We start from the raw sequence: 18750 nt of genomic DNA on the forward strand, positions 1-18750 counted from the left end.
ATCAAAACTGACATTCAATCAATCAAATAAACCAAAGGAATCCAACACCCAACCAAAAACGATCAGGCGCCGGGAATTGGCATTGACAATGTGCACGCTGTTGAGTTCTCAAAGACCGTACGCACCCAGACTCGACCGGCCGGAAAACCGACCGGATTCATTCCGGGGCAACTTCTCTATCTTAGCACCTCGTTGCACTCGCCCCAAACCGGAGCGGGCTTCGAAGGCTCGAGATCATCTCCGCTTGAGGCCGGCGAGCTGAGCAGCTCAGCCGCACCTTTGGGGTGACGAGTTATTACTTTAGGAGGCGCGTGACGCGAGCTACAAATCATGCCTGCCAGCCGGGCGTGTCGCGCCGAATCGCGCGGAGACGCCCGGCCCGATCGAGCTCAGCGAGCAGTGCTGATGGCCTCCTGCAAGCGCTGGAGATCGGTGCCGTCTTCACGAATCCCCACCTGGCGACCGCCCACGAGGACCGTCGGCACATACTGGAGCACCACACCGGTCGACCCGATCTCACGGCCTATCGCAGCATCGTTCGCCTGCTGCACCCATGAGTTCCATCGGCCGGCGACTACGGCCTCTCTGACGGGGTCTGGAATCTGCGCCCCGGCAGACTCCGCAATCGCGAGCAGGCGGTGGTTATCGGGCAATGGGGCTGCCTCGTCCGCGGGCTGCGCTGCGAGCACCGCGGAGTAGACCGCCGGCACACGGGCGAGTTGCCCGCTGTCGGCAATCGCAGCGAGCAGATTCATGACACGCGTCGAGAATTCGGTCGCGTCGCCGTGCTTGCCGCTCACGTAGTTCATCGGATGCAGGCGGAGGGTGATCTCGTCGGCATCGATGCGCGCCTGGAGCTCGTGGGACGCTGCGAGATCGAAGCGCTTGCAATAGGGACACGACGCGTCGGTGAAGAGGTCGACGACAACGCCGCCCGTGCCGAGCTGGAATGCGTTGTCGATCACGCCACGAGGCGCAAGAATCTGCTCAGAGACAGAGTCGTCGGGGGCGTCGGCGTGCGGCGTCGGCGTGCAGGCGCTCAACCCGACTGCGACAGCAAGGACGGCCGTCGCAGCAGCCGCCTTTCCCCAGCGAGATCGCAGCGATATAGACATGTCTTGTATCTAAGCATGCCGAACTGGGTGTTCCCCGCGACCCGCCCGGACGGACGACGAAGGGCCCGCCGATGGCGGGCCCTTCGAAGGATGAGAGTGCTGCCTAGAGTGCGTTCACGTCGAGCGGGATGCCCGGGCCGAAGGTCGTCGAGACGGCGCCCTTCTGGATGTAGCGGCCCTTGGCTGCGGCCGGCTTGAGGCGCTGGACCTCGTCGATCGCGACCTTGAAGTTCTCGGCGAGCTGGTCGGCGCTGAAGCCGGCCTTGCCCACGACGAAGTGAACGTTGGCATGCTTGTCGACGCGGAACTCGATCTTGCCGCCCTTGATGTCCTCGACGGCCTTCGCCGGGTTCGGGGTCACGGTGCCGGTCTTGGGGTTCGGCATCAGGCCGCGCGGGCCGAGCACCTTGCCGAGACGGCCGACCTTGCCCATGAGCTCGGGGGTCGCGACCGCGGAGTCGAAGGCGGTGTAACCGCCGGCGACCTTCTCGATCAGCTCGTCGCCGCCGACCTCGTCGGCACCGGCCGCGATCGCGGCCTCAGCCGCGGGGCCCGTCGCGAAGACGATGACGCGGGCGGTCTTGCCCGTGCCGTGCGGGAGGATGACGGTGCCGCGCACCATCTGGTCGGCCTTGCGCGGGTCGACGCCGAGCTTCAGCGCGACCTCGACGGTCGAGTTGAACTTCGCGGAGCCGGTCTCCTTCGCGAGGGTGACGGCCTCGTTCGGGGTGTAGAACTTGCCGGCCTCGATCTTGTCGGCCGCGGCCCGGTAGGCCTTGGACTTCTGTGCCATGTCTGGTTCTCCTTGAGAGAGGGTGGTCGTCGCGCCTGGCCGGCGCTGCCACGAGATGTGTTGAGGATGGTTTCGAGACGCGCGCTACGCGCGCTCCTCAACCATCGGAAGAGTGTTACGCGTCGACGGTGATGCCCATGGAGCGGGCGGTGCCGGCGATGATCTTCTCGGCGGCGTCGAGGTCGTTCGCGTTCAGGTCGACGAGCTTCTCCTGTGCGATGGCACGGACCTGCTCGCGGGTGATCTTGCCGACCTTGTTGGTGTGCGGCACACCCGAGCCCTTGGGAACGCCCGCGGCCTTCTTGATGAGCTCGGCGGCCGGCGGGGTCTTGAGGACGAACGTGAACGAGCGGTCCTCGTAGACGGTGATCTCGACCGGGATGACGTTGCCGCGCTGCGCCTCGGTGGCAGCGTTGTACGCCTTGCAGAACTCCATGATGTTCACGCCGTGCTGACCCAGCGCGGGGCCGATCGGCGGGGCAGGGTTCGCAGCGCCGGCCTTGATCTGAAGCTTGATCAGACCAGTGACCTTCTTCTTGGGAGCCATTGGTTTCCTTCTTTCTGTTCGAGTGCGCTGGCTGCTCGGTGAGCAGAGCGCGCGCTCTCCCGCGCGGCGGACGCCGGCGGTGGACCGTGGAATCTTAGTCGAAGAAGCTGACGGCTTCTTACAGCTTGGTGACCTGGTCGAAGCTGAGCTCGACCGGGGTCTCGCGCTCGAACAGCGAGACGAGGACCGTGAGCTTGCCGCTCTGCGGGTTGATCTCGCTGATGGAGCCGGGCAGGCCCGCGAAGGAGCCCTCCTTGATGGTGATCGTCTCGCCGATCTCGAAGTCGACCTCGGCGGGGATCGCACGGGCCGCAGCCTTCTGGCCCTTCGCGCCGGTGCGGCCGGCCGGGGCGGCCTCGACCTGGACCAGGCTCTTCAGCATGTCGAAGGCCTCGTTGAAGCGCAGCGGCGTCGGGTTGTGGGCGTTGCCCACGAATCCGGTCACACCGGGGGTGTGGCGCACGACCGACCAGCTGTCCTCGTTCAGATCCATACGGACGAGGACGTAGCCGGGGATGCGCACGCGGGTGACCATCTTGCGCTGGCCGTTCTTGATCTCGACCACATCTTCCATGGGGACCTCGATCTGGAAGATGTAGTCCTGCATGTCCATCGACTGGATGCGGTTCTCGAGGTTCGACTTCACGCGGCGCTCGAAGCCGGCGTAGGAGTGGATGACGTACCACTTGCCCGGCTTCATGCGCAGCTCGGTCTTGAATGCCTCGTACGGGTCGACCTCGGCCTCGGCCGCGGCCTCGTCGTCGGCATCCTCAAGGGCGTTGACCACAGCCTCCGCGTCCTCGGAGGTCGGCACCTCGAGTGCCTCGTCGACGACGTGGTCGGCCTCGGGGTCTGACGCCTCAGCGATCGCATCGAGCACCGCGTTCAGGTCGACGTCGTCGCCGTCGGTACCGGTCTCGTGCAGGGCACCGTGCTCAGCGGCATCCACATCGGCCTCATCGACCGCGTTGATGCTGCCCGTCTGCGCCTCGTCGTCTTCGGCCGACTGCTCTGCGGCGGTCGCCCAATCGACGTCTTCGCGCTCACTCTTAGCCACTGCTCACCAATCCATTTCTGTTACTCGGCCTGTCACGTACGGCCGGCAGACCGTCTCACCCGTGGAGGTCAGGAAGCGGGACCCGACCCGAAGGCGAGGAGGACGAGCCACCCGAACAGCTGGTCGAGACCGAACACCAGCGCCATCATGATGATCACGAAGATCAGCACGACGCCGGTGTAGCTGAACAGCTCGCCACGGGTCGGGGTGACGACCTTGCGCAGTTCCCCCATCACCTGACGGAAGAACAGAGCAACGCGCGCGAAGGGGTTACGGCGCTCAGCGCGCTGTCTCTTCGCAATCGCTACGACGTCCTCGCTGGGCTCGTCGATAACTTTTCGGGCCACTCAGCTCACCTTTCACGGGCCGACGCATCGCGCCGGCTTGCAGGGCGGACAGGACTCGAACCTGCAACCTGCGGTTTTGGAGACCGCTGCTCTACCAATTGAGCCACCGCCCTATGGACTGAAATCTGGGCATGGAAAAGCTTGGCAGATTTCAACCACCTCGAACAGTTTAGGTGAGGGGGAAGAGGGGCGCAAAACGAGACGGGTCTCACAGCAGCCTGCGCTCGAGCGCCCACGCGGTGAGCTCGTGCCGCGAGGACAGCTGGAGTTTGCGCAGCACGGCGGACACGTGGGTCTCGACGGTCTTGATAGAGATGTAGAGCTCGGCGGCGACCTCTTTATAGGAGTAGCCGCGTGCGATCAGGCGCATGACCTCGCGCTCGCGGGCGGAGAGCCGGTCGAGCTCCTCATCGGTCTGCGCCTGCTCGCCGGCCGCCGCGCCGAAAGCATCGAGGACAAAGCCGGCCAGGCGAGGCGAGAAGACCGCGTCGCCGCCGGCGACGGTCGCGACGGCGCGGCTGACCTCCGCCCCCGAGCTGCCTTTCGTGATGTAGCCGCGGGCGCCCGCGCGGATCACTCCGACGACGTCTTCGGCCGAGTCGCTCACGCTGAGTGCGAGGAAACGGCTCCCGGGAGCCGTGGGGGCGGCACGGCGGATGACCTCGGCGCCGCCCCCGCCCTGACCGCCCGGCAGGTGCACGTCGAGGAGCACGACCTGTGGCTGGTGCCGGGTCACCGCGGCGACCGCGCCGTCGACGTCGCCCGCTTCGCCGATGACGTGCACATAGTCCTCGAGATCGGCGCGCAATCCGGAGCGGAAGATGGAGTGATCGTCGACGACCACGACGGTGATGGCTTCGGTCACGACTCGTCCCTCCGTCCGACGTCGAAATGCAGGTGCACCTCGGTGCCTGTGCCGCCGGCGCCGCACCCGACGGTCGCAGAGCCCCCGGCGCGGCGCATGCGCCCGATGATCGACTCTCGCACTCCGAGGCGGTGTTCCGGAACCTGCGCGGGGTCGAAACCCGGGCCGCGGTCGCGGATGAAGATGTCGACGGCCGCAGCCGAGCCCTCGATATAGACGGACACGTCACCGCCCGCGTGCCGCGCGGCATTGAGCATCGCCTCACGGGAGGATGCCGCGAGCTCGCCGCTCGAACGCTCGGTGCTCTGCCCGACGGCGACCACGTCGAAGCGGACCGGATAGTCGAGCTCGAGCGCGGCCGCGTAGTCCTTGAGGTCGGTGGCGAGGTCGCTGTCTGCGGTGCCGACGCCTGCATAGAGCCACTCGCGCAGCTCGCGCTCCTGCGCGCGGGCGATCCGGGCGACCTCGCTCGAGGCGCCCGCGCGGTTCTGGATGAGCGCGAGGGTCTGGAGCACCGAGTCATGCAGGTGGGCCGCCATCTCGGCGCGTTCCTCCTCCCGGACGCGCTTGGTGCGCTCGGCCATCAGCTCATGCCACAGCCGGATCGCCCACGGCCCGAAGACCCCGATCGCCGCGAGCAGCACCATGAGGGTGAAGACGAGACCGGCGACCACTCCCCCCGTGCGCTCCCACGAGAGGAGCAGGACCAGCGCGGCGACCAGGCACGCGACGACCCCGACCCAGCGCAGGGGGATGCGGTGCCTGACGGGAGGAGTCGCCGTGCCGGCATCCGTCACCGGGTCCTCGACCGGCACCGTCGCCCACAGCCACGCGTACAGAAGGACGCCCGCTCCGCCGAGCAGGCTCGTGCCGACGAACAGCCAGCGCACCGTGCCGACCTCCCAGCCGAGGTGCCGCGCGAGGCCGACGCTGACCCCGCCGACGACGCAGTCGCGCGGGCGCAGCAGCGGCACGCGACGTGGGGCGGCGGGAAGGGAGCTCATGCTGGAATCAAACCATTGCGCGTGCGACCCTGACCCCTCCGCGCGCGGCTTTTCAGGGTCGGATCAGGGCACCCCCTCATGGCGCCTGGGACCTGCCTGACGGGACCATCGAAGTGTGACGAACCAGACTTCCACCCCCACCTCGCCGCCGAACGCACCCCGGCCGGCCTCCAACCGCTTCTTCACGTGGCTGCGCAGTCTCGGCGTGGTCCGCGCGGACGGCTGGATCGGCGGCGTGTGCGGCGGCATCGCCCTGCGCACCGGGCTCGACCCGCTGATCGTCCGCGGCATCGCCGTGGTGATCGCCATCCTGGGCGGCCCCGCTCTCTTCTTCTATGCGGCCGCATGGCTGCTGCTGCCGGACGCGCAGGGCGAGATCCACCTTGAGCGGATGCTGCGCGGGATCTTCGACGCGCCGCTCATCGGCATCGGCATCCTGGTCGTCCTGACCTTCGTCCCGTTCACGAACGGCGTGTGGTGGTGGGGCGACCACATCACCGCGTCGGCGTGGTGGATCGCGGCGCCCGCGGTCGTGCTGCGCGTGCTGTGGAACCTCGCCGTCCTCGGTGCGATCGTGTGGTTCATCGTGTGGTTGGTGCGGCGGTACCGCAGCACGCCGCCCGGGCAGCGGCCGTTCGCCGCGTCGCAGGCGCCGCAGCCGGACCCCGCTGCCGGGGCTCCGTTCACCGCGACACCTCAGGCCCCAGCGCAGACGGCGTCGGCCGCGCCCCAGGGCGAGGCGACGGCGAGCGCGCCGGAGACGCCGGCCCAGGCATCCGATCAGAAATCGGGCGAGCAGCCGCCGGACGCCCCCTCAGCCCCGGGGGCCGGAGCGACGAAGGACGACCTCAGCGAGTGGCGCGAGCGGTACGACGCCTGGCGTCAGCAGCACCAGGCATGGCAGGAGCAGCAGCGGGCGCAGACGCGTGCGGTGCGCGATGCGCGCAGCGCCGAGGTGCGCGCGCAGTCGCAGGCGCTCGCCGCGCAGCTCGAGCAGAATCGACTCGCGCGGCGCGCGGCGAACCCCCGCCTGGCGGGCTGGGGCGTCGCACTCGTGATCGGCGTCGCGCTCGTCGCCGGCGGCATCGCGGGAGTCATCGCCACGGGCGACGCGGACATCAGCCGCTATGCCGCGCCCATCGGCATGGCCGTCGCGCTCATGGCGATCGGCCTCGGCATGGTCGTCGCCGGGGCGGCGCGACGCCGCAGCGGCTTCCTGGCGTTCCTCGCGATCGCGACCATGGTGATCGGGCTCGGCTCGTTCGGCTGGCCGGTGCACAACGCTCCGGTCGGCTACACCCAGCTGCGCGCAGACCGGGACATCACGTACACGCAGTTCGCCGGCCAGGTCGAGATCGACGCGGCGGCGGCGGATCTCGGCTCGAGCGGCACGCGCGAGGTCGAGATCGACCAGACCTTCGGCGCCGTCGCCGTGTACCTCGGCGATGGGGTGAAGGCGCGCGTCGACGTGACGAGCACGGACTCTGAGGTGCACCCGTACCAGCGCGAGGACGGCGAGATGGAGCCGCAACCCGTGCTGCACCTCGACGCCGCGGACGGCGCGAAGGCCGTGCAGCGCAGCTGGGACAACACCGACGGCGGCACGGCCGACCTCGTGATCGATGTCACGCAGGGGCACGGCGGCGTCTACATCTACCAGGGCGGCGAGCGCCCCGACAGCGGCTTCGGCTACCTCGACTGAAGGACACGAACATGAGCGACAAGAACACCGCACCCACCGCGAAGCTCGATGAGCTGTTCGCGAGCGAGACGGATGCCGGGGCGGAAGGCGCGGCGGTCGGAGATGGCTCTGCGGCACCCGCGCCCACGGCCTCGCTGCCGGCAGCCGAACCCGCGTGGCTCAGCCCGCGGCCGGAGCGGCCTGTGCGGACGACTCCGCGCGTGCGCTGGGCGGGGATCATCTGGGGCCTCGTATTCGCGGCCGCTGGATGGTTCACCGTGTGGACTCTCCTTGCGGAGGATCGCCGGGCGGCGTTCAGCGACTGGATCCTGTCGCTCAGCGGCGGCGGCTGGGCGATCGTCGGTGCGCTGGGGCTCGGGGCGCTGCTGCTGATCATCGGTCTGACCCAAGGGCTCAAGGCGGCCACGCGGCAGCGGAGCTGACGGGTCGGGGACGGGTCTCGACACGCACGCGCTTCGCACGCGCTGCCGATCAAGGGAGGAGAGAGACGGGTGCCTGGTGCCAGGCATCCGTCTCTCCCTTCGCTATGCGTCGCGGCGGAAGGTGCGCGTGCCCACCCACAGCCCCGCGATCACGAAGACCACGGCCCAGAACACCGCCCACATCGTCGGGCCGGTGAAGATGTCGCCGGTGAACGCGGTGCGCAGACCGTTGACGATGTACTTCGTCGGGATCACGTCGGAGAGCGTCACGAGCCACTGCGGAGCACCGGTCGCGGTGCTGATCGGCAGCATGATGCCAGAGAGCAGCATCACCGGAAGGGCGATGCTGTTGAGGATCGGGGCAAGGGCGTCCTCGCTCTTGGTCGACAGCGCGAGTGCGTAGGACGCCGAGGAGCACGCGCCGCCGAGCAGCATCGTGATGACGACGCCGAGGATCATTCCGGGGATCGACCCGTCGAGCCCGAAGGCGAACGCCAGCGCGATCAGGATGACGGACTGGACGCCGACGAGCGAGACGTCCCGAAGGACGCGGCCGAGGAGCAGCGTGGTCCGCGGCGCAGGGGTCACGCGCTCGGCCTCGACGACGCCCTCGCGCCATTCGGAGACGAGGCCGAAGCCCGCGAAGAGGGCGCCGAAGAGTCCGAGCTGCAGCAGCAGGCCGGGGACGAAGAAGGTATAGGCGTTCGTCGTGCCGATCTGCGCGGCGAGCGGCTTGAGCAAGGGGCCGAAGAGGACGAGGTACAGCACCGGCTGGGCGAGGCCGATGATGATCCAGACCGGATTGCGCAGATTCTGACGCAACTGACGGCGGTAGACGATGGCGGTGGTGGCGAGGGCAGACATGTGTGGTCCTTAGGCGTCGCGGAGGGAGCGGCCGGTCATGGTGAGGAAGACGTCGTCGAGGGTCGGGCGGCGCACCTCGATGGAGGCGAGCGCGACACCGGCGGCGTCGAGGGAGCGCAGCAGCCCGGGCAGCTCCTCGCCCGCACTCGGCACACGGCCCGTGACCACGCCGCCGTTGACATCGGTCGCGGCATCCGACGTGATGCGCGCCAGCTGCTGTGCGGCGATCGTGACGTGCGAGGGGTCGCCCAGCACGAGCTCGATCAGGTCGCCGGCGACCTGGCGTTTGAGCGCGTCGGGGGTGTCGGAGGCGACGATCTCGCCGTGGTCGATGACGAGGACGCGGTCGCAGAGCGCGTCGGCCTCGTCGAGGTAGTGCGTCGTGAGGAAGACGGTGGTGCCCAGGCGGTCGCGCAGGCCCGCGATGTGCACCCAGAGGTTGGCGCGGGCCTGCGGGTCGAGCCCCGTCGTCGGCTCGTCGAGGAAGACGAGCCCGGGGTCGTGGACGAGGCCCATGGCGATGTCGAGGCGGCGGCGCTGGCCGCCGGAGAGCGTCTTCGGCTCGCGGTGCCAGAGCCCGTCGAGGTCGAGCTGCTCGAACAGCTCGCGGCCGCGGGCCTCGACGCGGGTGCGGTCGAGGCCGTACATGGCGCCATGGTCGACGATCTCCTCGCCGGCTTTGACGCCGGACATCGCGGTCGAGCCACTCTGGCTGACGTAGCCGATCGAGCGGCGCACGCCGACGGGGTCGCTCTTGAGATCGTGGCCGGCGACCGTCGCGGTGCCGTGCGTCGGGGTGAGCAGGGTCGTCAGCATGCGCAGGGTCGTCGTCTTGCCGGCGCCGTTCGGGCCGAGGAATCCGACGATCTCACCGGACTCGACGTCGAGGTTGACGCCTTTGACGGCTTCGACCTGCACGCGCTCGCGGCCGCGTCGGGTGGTGAAGGTGCGGGCCAGGCCGCGGGCGTGGATCATGGGGCATCCTTTCGCTATATCGCGATATATCGCGTTTAAGATAGCGAGGCGAGGGCTGGGGCGCAAGAGGATACGCGGCGCCCGCTGGTCGCGAACGGCCCGCTTTCCGAGAGAGGGCGCGCCATATGCGACCACGCAGGGGGCCATTCGCGACCAATCGGCGCGGTGAGGGAGGGCGATGAGGAAAAGGACGATGGGGAAAGGACGATGGGGAAAAGGGTGGTAGGGAAAGGGCGGTGGTGAGAAGGGCGGTGGGCGGAACCGGACGAGGGCGCGTCAGAGGATGACGGGCTCTGGCTGCAGGTTGATGCCGAAGTCGTTCGAGACGCGCGCCTGGATGAAGGTGGCGAGCTGGACGATCTCGCGCGCGGTCGCTCCCCCGCGGTTGGTGAGGGCGAGGGTGTGCTTGCTCGAGACGGCAGCACGCGAGCCGGGCAGCGCGAAACCCCGGCCGATGCCGCTGTGCTCGATGAGCCACGCGGCGCTGAGCTTCACGAGCACCGGCCCGTCGTCGGGCTGATCGGCCACGGGCCAGCGGGGCGCATCACCCGGCAGTGCGCGCGCGAACGACTCGGGCACGATCGGGTTGGTGAAGAAGGACCCCGCGCTGAAGGTGTCGGCATCGGATGGGTCGAGCACCATGCCCTTCGAGCGGCGCAGCGCGATGACCGCGTCGCGCGCCGCGCCGAGCGAGACGCGGGTGCCGAGGTCGACTCCGAGGGCTGCCGCGAGTTGGGCGTAGGCGATCGGGGCGCCCTCGGCCGAGGCATCCGTGCCCGCCTGCATCAACTTCAGCTCGACGGCCGTGATCAGGCCCTGGTAGCCGTGCTTGAAGATCGAATCGCGATAGCCGAGGGAGAGAGCGGATGCCTCGAGCCGGCGCACCTCGAGGGACTCGGCGTCGAGCACCTCGACGGCGATGAGCGACGTGCCGACCTCCTGCCCGTAGGCTCCGACGTTCTGCACCGGGACGGCGCCCGTCGAGCCGGGGATGCCGCTCAGGGTCTCGATGCCCGCCCAGCCGTTGTCGACAGCGACGCTCACGACGTAGTCCCACGGCTCACCCGCCTGAATGCGCAGGCGCACCTCGCCTGTAGGCGCGTCGAGGCGCTCGATGCCGCGGGTCGCTACGCGCAGCACCGCACCCGCGTAGCCCTCGTCGGGGGCGACCGTGTTGGAGCCGCCGCCGAGGATCAGCCACGGCTCGTCCTGCGACCAGAGTTCGCGGGCCACATCGATCAGCTCGGCCTCGGCCTCGGGCGCGAAGAACGCGGCCGGCACCCCGCCGACGTGCAGGGTAGTGAGCTCGGAGAGCGCAGGGGTCGCGTCGGTCACAGGCGGACGACGACCTGGGACTTGCCGAGCACCGTCTGCTCGCCGACGGTCACCGTCAGGTCGATGCGCGCCTGGCCGGCCTCCTCGTCGAGCTTGCCGACCTTCGCGACGACGAGGATCTCGGCACCGTTCTCGGGGTCGACGACGACGGGGCGGGTGAAGCGGACCTGGTAGTCGAGGATGCGGCCCGGGTCGCCCAGCCAGTCGGAGACCGGCTGCACCGCGAGGCCCATCGTCAGCATGCCGTGGGCGAGCACGCCCGGCAGACCGACCGATGCCGCGACGTCATCGCGGTAGTGGATCGCGTTGAAGTCGCCCGAGGCGCCGGCGTAGCGCACGAGCGAGTCTCGCGTCAGGGGGAAGGCCGCCTGGGCGACGACGTCGCCGACGGTCAGGGTGCTGATGCTGTCGCTCATGTCAGTCCTCCGCTCGCACGACGAGGGTGGAGATCGCGGTGACGACGTGGCCCCCGGCGGCATCCGTCACCACCGTGTCAGCCGTGATCATCGCATTGCCGCCGAGACTCTTGACGCTCGTGACCGTGAGGCGCCCCGTGAGCTCGTCGCCGGCGACGATCGGGCGCGTGTAGCTGAAGCGCTGGTCGCCGTGGACGACGCGGCTGAAGTCGATGCCCGCGTCGGGCTCGGCGAGCAGCTGGTCGAGGGTGAGCTGCTGGATCACGATGGGGAAGGTCGGCGGGGCGACGACGTCCGCATAGCCCGCGGCCTGCGCCGCCGCCGGGTCGAGGTTCACGGGATTCGTCGCGAAGACGGCACGGGAGAACTCGCGGATCTTCTCGCGGCCCACCAGATAGGGCGCGGTCGGCTCGAGCGTGCGGCCCTGGATGTCGGGATTGATCGGCACCTGGAAAGCCTAACGAGGGTTCTATGAGATCTTTCCGGACAGCTGGGCGCCCTTTCACGCGAAGAGCCCCCTGCCAGGCAGGGGGCTCTTGTCGGGCGAGGCGGGCTCAGGCCGCGGCATCCATCGGGTCCCAGCCCTCTGGTAGCGGGGCGATCGACTCGATGGCCGAGGCGATCTCGACGGCCGTGCCGGTCTCAGCGGCATCGCGGATGCCGAGCAGCACGTCGAGGACATGCGCGGCCACCGCGCCCGATGCGCGCTCGGGAACACCCGCGCGGATCGCACGCAGCAGCTCGACGACACCCGTGCCGCGCCCGTACGCAGCACCCTGCGCCGGGATCGTCTCGGGCTCTGCCTGCCCATAGCGCCACAGTGTGCTGTCGCCGTCGAACATGTTCGGGTCGGGCAGGCTGATGGTGCCCTCCGTGCCGTTGATCTCGACGAACCCCATGCGGGGCAGCGCGTGCTGGAACGAGAACGTCGACTGCGCGGAGCGGCCGGCCCCGAACTCGATCAGCGCCGCATGGTGCGTGGGCACCTCGACCGGGAAGCTCTCGCCCGCGCGCGGACCGCTGCCGATCGTGCGCGTCTCGCGCGACTTCGACGAGACGGCCTGCACGCGAGTCGCCGAGCCGAAGACGTGCACGAGGGTGGTCACGTAATACGGGCCCATGTCGAACAACGGCCCCGCGCCCGTGGCGAACAGGAAATCGGGGTTCGGATGCCACGCCTCCGGCCCCGGCACGTGGAACATCGTCGTCGCGGTCAGCGGCTCACCGATGTCGCCGCGGGCGATCGCCCGCAGTCCGGTCTGGATGCCGGCGCCGAGTACCGTGTCCGGGGCACAGGCCACGCGCACGCCGGCTGCCGCGGCCGCGGCGAGCAGCTCCGCCGCCGAGGCGTGGTCGAGCGCGACGGGCTTCTCGCTCCAGACGTGCTTGCCTGCGGCCACGATGCAGTGCCCGATCTCGGTGTGCACGGCCGGGATCGTGAGGTTCACGACCAGCTCGACATCCTCACGGGCCAGCAGCTCGTCGACCGTGCCCGAGTGCGGCACCCCGTACTTCTCGGCCTGTGCGGCGGCGCGGTCCAGCAGGACGTCGGCGATGAACTTCACCTCGACCTCGGGGAACCGGGTGAGGTTCTGGAGGTACTGGTCGGAGATGACTCCAGCGCCGATGATGCCGACGCCGGCGCGCTCGGACGTGCTCACGCGGTCACCTCGGCGTCGTTCGCCGCGAGCCACGCGAAGGACTCGGCGATCCCGTCGAACACGTCGCCCCGGTAGGCGTCGAACTCGACCACGCGCAGCGCCTGCGGAGCGGCGGCGAGGATCGCCGCGACGTCGAGGTCGCCCTGACCGGCCGGGGTCTGGTTCTCGAACGCCGCCTTCAGCGCGTCGGGCACGATCAGCGCGCTCTCGCTGCTGGGCAGCACGTCGCGGATCGCGTCATCGATCTTGCCGTCCTTGACGTGGATGGCCGCCACCCGGCCCCCGAGGGAGCGCAGCAGCGCGGGGACGTCCGCACCGCCGACGGTCGCCCAGAAGGTGTCGACCTCGAGCTTGACGGCAGGCTCGAGCTGCTCGACGAACAGCTCGTAGACGGGGCGGCCGTCGACCTTGTTCGTGAACTCCCACTGGTGGTTGTGGTAGCCGAAGGCGAGGCCGCGGGCGGATGCCTGCTCGCTCAGCTCGTTGACGCGCTCGGCGATGCGGCGCACGTCGTCGGCGGTCTGCCAGCGGTCGGTCGGGATGAAGGGGTCGATGACGAGCGACATGCCGAGCTCGGCGGCCGCGTCGAAGATCGCGGACGCGTCCTCGGCGTCGATCACTGGGGCGTGGCCGGTCGGGGCCGTGACACCCGCGGCGCCGAAGGCGCGCGTGAAGTCGGCGGTGCGCTCGTGGAACGCATACGGCTCGACGTGGGTGAAGCCGATCTCGGCCAGGCGTGCGACGGCGGCGTCGACGTTCTCGGCGACGGCGTCGCGCACTGAGTACAGCTGGACGGACGTAGGGGACACGGTTGCTCCTTTACGGTGTTTCTTGCGGTGACGTGAGGCGGCGGGGGCTCGATCCCCCACGACCTCGAGAACGGGGTGGGCCGATGCCTGAGCGTCGCCGCCCTACGATGGCGGCATGAGCGACGGCGACCCCAGCGGCGGAAAGCACGCGCGCGGACCGTACTCGAAGGGCATCGCCCGCCGCCACCAGATCATTCGCAACGCTATCGAGGAGTTCGCCGAACGCGGGGTCGACGGCACCTCGCTGCGCACCCTCGGCGAGGCGATCGGCGTGTCGCACGCCACGTTGCGCCACTACTTCGCCTCGCGCGACGAGCTGCTCGTCGAGGTCTATCGGGAGCACGAGGAGCGTGTGACGGCCGGAGCCGGCTTCGAGGGCGGGGCTGTGGAGACGATCGCCGCCAGCGCCGAGCGCAACCGCGCGATCCCCGGACTGGTGCGCCTCTATGCGACGCTCGCGACCGATGCGCTGCAGGAGGCGCATCCGATCTCCACGGAATTCATCGGCGCCCGCTTCCGGCAGCTGCGCGCAAGCCTCGCCGACAGCATTCGGGAGGGGCAGGATGCCGGGAGGATCGCGCCGGACATCGACCCGGTCGACGCCGCGGCCCTGATCATCGCGGCTTCCGACGGCCTGCAGGTCCAGTGGCTCCTCGCGCCGGACGAGGTCGACGTGCGTCGCTCCCTGACGCTGCTCGAACGGCTCTTTCCCGGATCCTCGGACACCAGCCGCTGAACGGCCCCGCGCCCCTGTAGCGCGGGCGGCGGCGCCAACACGCATCCATCCCGCCGACACCGGGGAGGCGTGCATCGGATTCCCTTTCGCTGCGCTGCGTCTCCGCGGCGCTGAGGCGCGCACCGGGATGGACATGACCTCACGGTCAGGTACGATCATAGCCGCAAACCCTGCCACTGTATGGTTTTTCCCTGACTCAAGGAGGCGTCATGACTTCGCCCGGACCCATCTCGCCGTCGGATCCCCTTCCGGCCGCCGCTCCCCTCACCCAGCCCATCGCGACCACCCTGGTCGGTCCGAGGTATCAGGTCGGCCTGTTCCTCGCCCAGTTCGGCCTGTTCGCCGCCCTGCTCACGCCGGTCATGGTGAGCATGCAGCTCAAGGCGCAGCAGATCGACCCGGCCCACCCCGCCACCGTGATCGGCACCGTGCTGCCGATCGGCGCCTTCGGGGCCCTGCTCGCGAATCCGCTCGCCGGCGCGCTGTCCGACCGCACCCGCACCCGCTGGGGCCGGCGACGCCCCTGGATGATCGGCGGCATCGTGGTCTTCCTCGGAGCCCTCGCGTGGATCGCGTTCGCGGACAGCACCATCGAGCTGATCTTCGCGTGGCTGCTCGGCCAGGTGGCGGCGAACGCCGCGTTCGCCGCGCTCACGGCGAGCTTCGCCGACAACGTTCCGGAGATCCAGCGCGCCCGCTCCTCCAGCGTCATCGCCCTGGCACAGAACATCGCCATCCTCGCCGGCACCTACCTGTCGGTGTTCCTCGTCTCCCAGCTGCCGCTGCTCTTCATCATCCCCGGCATCGTGGCGGTCATCTTCATCGTCGTGTACGCCGCTGTCTGCCGCGACGAGCTGCCGGAGTACCCGCTCAAGCGCTTCACTCTGGTGAACATCGTGAGCTCGTTCTGGACCAACCCGTTCAAGAACCCCGACTTCGGCTTCGCCTGGTGGTCGCGGTTCCTCATCATCTTCGCGACCTTCATGTTCACCACCTACCGGCTGCTGTACATGGAGGACCACATCGGCCTCAGCACCGCGAAGGCGACCTCGGCGATCGCCTTCGGCGTGCTGCTCTACACGATCGTGCTGATGGCCGCAGCCGCGGTATCCGGCTGGCTCTCCGACAAGCTGGGGCGCCGCAAGATCTTCGTCGGCGGATCGACCGCACTCACCGCGCTCGGCCTCATCGTGCTCGCGCACAGCTCGACGGTCGGCTCCTTCTACGTCGCCGAGGTGATCATGGGCGCCGCCTATGGCATCTACTCGGCCGTCGACACCGCCCTCGTCGTCGACGTGCTGCCCAACGCCGACCGCCCGGGCAAGGACCTCGGCGTGCTCAACATCGCGAACGCGCTGCCGCAGTCGCTCGCACCTGCATTAGCGGCCTTCCTGCTGGGCGTCGGCTCCGCCACCCAGCAGAACTACACGCTCATGCTCTGGGGCGCGGGCGTCGCCGCCATTCTCGGCGCGCTCGCGATCATCCCGGTCAAGAAGGTGCGCTGAGCCGCAGGACTTCAGCTTAAAAGATGAGGGGCCCCGGTCGCATGACCGGGGCCCCTCAGGAAGTTGTGGTGCCTACTGGCAGCTGTCGCACTGCAGCAGGTCCATCGGGTCGACGGGAACCGCGTAACCGCCGACGGTGTCGTTGCTCTCGTAGTCCATGGTTGCCCCCTCGAATCGAAGCTTATGTGGTGAACACTCGGGGCTGCGAGCCCCTTCCGCGTGTGCGGTAGGAACACTATATATCCGGAATTACACGAATGTCATGCCACTAGATGTGGTGTTTCCAGGATTTTTTCTTCCACAGTGTTCAACACAGCTTGCCCACACTTTCATCCACAACCAGGATCCGCGGAACCACTGACATTCAGCGGGGTTCTGCACAGGGAGAGGGTCTCGATACGCGGCCTTCGGCCGCTACTCGACCAGCAGGCTCGTCGGCGTGTCGGGAGGACTACTCCGCGGAGAAACCGCCCGTCACCGAGAACGAGCCGTCGAGTGCGAACGGGTCGCTGATCCGGCTGGAGCGGTCGGTGACGGCGACGCGGGCGGCGAACTCCCGGCCGGCGCGCGCGATGCGGTCGGGGAGGGTGGGCAGTGAGGCATCCGTCTGGCCCGCCCAGTCCTCAGTCGCGGCGTACACACCGGTCGGCAGCACGTCGGCATGCATATAGGTGAGGACCGGGCGCATGGCGTAGTCGAGCACCTGCGAGTGCCGCGGCGAGCCGCCGGTCGCGCCGATCAGCGTCGGCAGGCCGGTCAGCGCGCTCGGCTCGATCACGTCGAGGAACGACTTGAAGAGGCCGTTGAACGACGCGTTGAAGACCGGCGTCACGATGATGAGGCCGTCGGCGCCCGCGACCGTCTCGATCACCTCGGCGAGCTTCGGGCTGGGGAATCCGGTCACCAGGTTGTTGGTGACGTCCTTCGCGGTGTCACGGAGTTCGAAGACGGATGCCTGGGCATCGGTCTCGAACTCGTCATGAAGCGCCTCGATCGCGGCCGCCGCGAGGCGGTCGGCGAGCATGCGCGTCGAAGAGGGGGCGCCGACGCCGGAGGCGACGACGGCGAGCTTGCGGGTGGGCATTGGTGTCCTTTCGGGAAGAAGGGTCTCGATACGCGCTGCGCGCTACTCGACCGACGGGGGCGCTGCGCGCTACTCGACCAGCGAGGCGGGGGCGTTCTGGTAGGGGGAGCCATCGGTGAGGTTGTCGCCGCGGTTCGCGCCGGGGCGGAACTCGCGCGGGCCGCCGTTCGCCTCGACGAGCGACCCGTGGGTCGGCACGTCAGGCACGCCGGGGGCGCGGCGGGCGTCGAGCTCGCGGCGCAGCACGGGGATGACCTCCTCACCGAGCAGGTCGAGCTGCTTGAGCACGGCCGAGAGCGGCAGGCCGGCGTGGTCCATCAGGAAGAGCTGGCGCTGGTAGTCGCCGACGTACTCACGGAAGCCGAGCACCTTGTCGATGATCTCCTGCGGGCTGCCGACGGCGAGCGGCGTCTGCTCCGTGAACTCCTCGAGGGTCGGGCCGTGGCCGTAGACCGGTGCGTTGTCGAAGTACGGCCGGAACTCGCGCTTCGCGTCCTGCGAGTTCTTCGCGAGGTACAGCTGGCCGCCGAGGCCGACGATCGCGTCCCTCTCCTCGCCGTGGCCGTAGTGCGCGAAGCGCTGGCGGTACAGCGCGATCATGCGCTGGGTGTGGGATGCCGGCCAGAAGATGTGATTCGCGAAGAATCCGTCGCCGTAATATGCCGCCTGCTCGGCGATCTCCGGGCTGCGGATCGAGCCGTGCCACACGAAGGGCGGCACGCCATCGAGCGGGCGCGGCGTCGAGGTGAAGCCCTGCAGCGGGGTGCGGAAGTGACCCTCCCAGTCGACGACGTCCTCACGCCACAGCCGGTGCAGCAGCGCGTAGTTCTCGATCGCGAGCTGGATGCCGGAGCGGATGTCCTTGCCGAACCACGGGTAGACGGGGCCCGTGTTGCCACGGCCCAGCATCAGGTCGACGCGCCCGTCGGACACGTGCTGCAGCATCGCGAAGTCCTCGGCGATCTTCACCGGGTCGTTCGTCGTGATGAGCGTCGTCGCCGTCGAGACGACGAGGCGCTCGGTCTGGGCCGCGATCGCCGCGAGCAGCGTGGTCGGCGACGACGAGAAGAACGGAGGATTGTGGTGCTCGCCGATGGCATAGACATCCATGCCCACCTCCTCGGTCTTCTTCGCGATCGCGATCGCGGCCTTGATGCGCTCGGCCTCGCTCGGCGTCACGCCCGTCGTCGGGTCGGGCGTGATGTCGCTGACCGAGAAGAGCCCGAACTGCATTGATGAAGAGGACATTGCCCGCTGCTTCCGTTTCGTCTGTGGGGCCGGTTCCCGGCCGGCCATTTCCATACGTTTGCATAGAACTGCGAGTACGGCAGTGATATTCCCACCCCGGCGCCCGACCTCGGTGTCGGATTGCGACGTCCCCCGATGCGGCGGCTTGCCCCGCGCCGCTTGGTCTGTTGTGCTGAGAAGGCGAGCGATCCTCGCGCCCCCTCCTGACGGGCGTCCCACTGCCAACCCCCGCGGCGGGACGTTCCGACGGAGGCGGATTCCCACC

Annotated in this window: 20 protein-coding genes and 1 tRNA gene; 4 read left to right on the plus strand and 17 right to left on the minus strand. The window is 68.9% G+C overall.

Annotated elements, in window-relative coordinates; all coding sequences use genetic code 11:
• Positions 1 to 389 precede the first annotated feature (389 nt).
• From ABD708_RS18285 to ABD708_RS18320, 8 genes are all read right to left on the minus strand, one after another.
• A complete protein-coding gene (locus ABD708_RS18285; protein WP_344757197.1) occupies positions 390 to 1115 on the minus strand; it encodes a DsbA family protein in 726 nt (241 codons plus the stop codon).
• 103 nt (positions 1116 to 1218) lie between these two features.
• The gene (rplA, locus tag ABD708_RS18290; RefSeq protein WP_344757199.1) at positions 1219 to 1908 is read right to left on the minus strand and encodes a 50S ribosomal protein L1; all 690 of its coding nucleotides are present in this window, start codon (positions 1906 to 1908) and stop codon (positions 1219 to 1221) included.
• A 115-nt stretch (positions 1909 to 2023) separates the two neighbouring features.
• Positions 2024 to 2455 (minus strand): 50S ribosomal protein L11, encoded by a 432-nt coding sequence (rplK, locus tag ABD708_RS18295; RefSeq protein WP_120789538.1) that lies wholly within the window; start codon positions 2453 to 2455, stop codon positions 2024 to 2026.
• Positions 2456 to 2573: 118 nt separating this feature from the next.
• Positions 2574 to 3512 (minus strand): transcription termination/antitermination protein NusG, encoded by a 939-nt coding sequence (gene nusG, locus ABD708_RS18300; protein WP_344757200.1) that lies wholly within the window; start codon positions 3510 to 3512, stop codon positions 2574 to 2576.
• A gap of 68 nt (positions 3513 to 3580) precedes the next feature.
• A complete protein-coding gene (secE, locus tag ABD708_RS18305) occupies positions 3581 to 3859 on the minus strand; it encodes a preprotein translocase subunit SecE (protein ID WP_344757201.1) in 279 nt (92 codons plus the stop codon).
• Positions 3860 to 3899: 40 nt separating this feature from the next.
• Positions 3900 to 3972, minus strand: a tRNA-Trp gene (locus ABD708_RS18310).
• 95 nt (positions 3973 to 4067) lie between these two features.
• Positions 4068 to 4724, minus strand: coding sequence for a LuxR C-terminal-related transcriptional regulator (locus tag ABD708_RS18315; RefSeq protein WP_344757202.1), 657 nt, complete (start codon positions 4722 to 4724; stop codon positions 4068 to 4070).
• Positions 4721 to 5728, minus strand: coding sequence for an ATP-binding protein (locus ABD708_RS18320; protein WP_344757203.1), 1008 nt, complete (start codon positions 5726 to 5728; stop codon positions 4721 to 4723). Before ABD708_RS18320 ends, ABD708_RS18315 begins: the two co-directional genes overlap by 4 nt.
• Positions 5729 to 5843: 115 nt before the next feature.
• On the opposite strand from ABD708_RS18320, the gene ABD708_RS18325 reads away from it, so the two are divergent.
• Together ABD708_RS18325 and ABD708_RS18330 are read left to right on the plus strand one after the other, a co-directional pair.
• Complete coding sequence (locus ABD708_RS18325) at positions 5844 to 7430, plus strand: PspC domain-containing protein (RefSeq protein ID WP_344757204.1); 1587 nt, start codon at positions 5844 to 5846, stop codon at positions 7428 to 7430.
• 11 nt (positions 7431 to 7441) lie between these two features.
• The gene (locus tag ABD708_RS18330) at positions 7442 to 7852 is read left to right on the plus strand and encodes a hypothetical protein (protein ID WP_344757205.1); all 411 of its coding nucleotides are present in this window, start codon (positions 7442 to 7444) and stop codon (positions 7850 to 7852) included.
• A 102-nt stretch (positions 7853 to 7954) separates the two neighbouring features.
• On the opposite strand, the gene ABD708_RS18335 is transcribed toward ABD708_RS18330, so the two are convergent.
• From ABD708_RS18335 to ABD708_RS18365, 7 genes are all read right to left on the minus strand, one after another.
• Entirely contained in the window at positions 7955 to 8716 is a 762-nt protein-coding gene (locus tag ABD708_RS18335) for an ABC transporter permease (protein WP_344757206.1), read from the minus strand.
• A gap of 9 nt (positions 8717 to 8725) precedes the next feature.
• Complete coding sequence (locus tag ABD708_RS18340; protein ID WP_344757207.1) at positions 8726 to 9691, minus strand: ATP-binding cassette domain-containing protein; 966 nt, start codon at positions 9689 to 9691, stop codon at positions 8726 to 8728.
• A 276-nt stretch (positions 9692 to 9967) separates the two neighbouring features.
• The gene (locus ABD708_RS18345; protein WP_344757208.1) at positions 9968 to 11026 is read right to left on the minus strand and encodes a UDP-N-acetylmuramate dehydrogenase; all 1059 of its coding nucleotides are present in this window, start codon (positions 11024 to 11026) and stop codon (positions 9968 to 9970) included.
• Positions 11023 to 11442: a MaoC family dehydratase gene (locus ABD708_RS18350; protein ID WP_344757209.1), complete on the minus strand. Its 420-nt coding sequence runs from the start codon at positions 11440 to 11442 to the stop codon at positions 11023 to 11025. Before ABD708_RS18350 ends, ABD708_RS18345 begins: the two co-directional genes overlap by 4 nt.
• A 1-nt stretch (position 11443) precedes the next feature.
• The gene (locus tag ABD708_RS18355) at positions 11444 to 11890 is read right to left on the minus strand and encodes an FAS1-like dehydratase domain-containing protein (RefSeq protein WP_344757210.1); all 447 of its coding nucleotides are present in this window, start codon (positions 11888 to 11890) and stop codon (positions 11444 to 11446) included.
• A gap of 106 nt (positions 11891 to 11996) precedes the next feature.
• Positions 11997 to 13103 (minus strand): Gfo/Idh/MocA family protein, encoded by a 1107-nt coding sequence (locus tag ABD708_RS18360; RefSeq protein ID WP_344757211.1) that lies wholly within the window; start codon positions 13101 to 13103, stop codon positions 11997 to 11999.
• Positions 13100 to 13912, minus strand: coding sequence for a sugar phosphate isomerase/epimerase family protein (locus ABD708_RS18365; RefSeq protein WP_344757212.1), 813 nt, complete (start codon positions 13910 to 13912; stop codon positions 13100 to 13102). The genes ABD708_RS18360 and ABD708_RS18365 overlap by 4 nt, the downstream gene beginning before the upstream one ends.
• Positions 13913 to 14027: 115 nt before the next feature.
• Here ABD708_RS18365 and ABD708_RS18370 point away from each other — a divergent pair, with 115 nt between their 5' ends.
• Complete coding sequence (locus ABD708_RS18370) at positions 14028 to 14648, plus strand: TetR/AcrR family transcriptional regulator (RefSeq protein ID WP_344757213.1); 621 nt, start codon at positions 14028 to 14030, stop codon at positions 14646 to 14648.
• A gap of 209 nt (positions 14649 to 14857) precedes the next feature.
• Positions 14858 to 16153, plus strand: a complete 1296-nt coding sequence (locus ABD708_RS18375; RefSeq protein WP_344757214.1) for an MFS transporter — start codon at positions 14858 to 14860, stop codon at positions 16151 to 16153.
• Positions 16154 to 16604: 451 nt separating this feature from the next.
• Here the strand turns inward: ABD708_RS18375 and ABD708_RS18380 are convergent, their stop codons facing one another.
• Positions 16605 to 17237 carry a CE1759 family FMN reductase gene (locus ABD708_RS18380; RefSeq protein ID WP_344757215.1) on the minus strand — a complete coding sequence of 211 codons (633 nt, stop codon included), beginning with the start codon at positions 17235 to 17237 and terminating at the stop codon, positions 16605 to 16607.
• 69 nt (positions 17238 to 17306) lie between these two features.
• Positions 17307 to 18470: an LLM class flavin-dependent oxidoreductase gene (locus ABD708_RS18385; RefSeq protein WP_344757400.1), complete on the minus strand. Its 1164-nt coding sequence runs from the start codon at positions 18468 to 18470 to the stop codon at positions 17307 to 17309.
• Positions 18471 to 18750 lie beyond the last annotated feature (280 nt).

The sequence above is a fragment of the Gryllotalpicola koreensis genome, from assembly GCF_039538185.1.
Lineage (GTDB): Bacteria > Actinomycetota > Actinomycetes > Actinomycetales > Microbacteriaceae > Gryllotalpicola > Gryllotalpicola koreensis.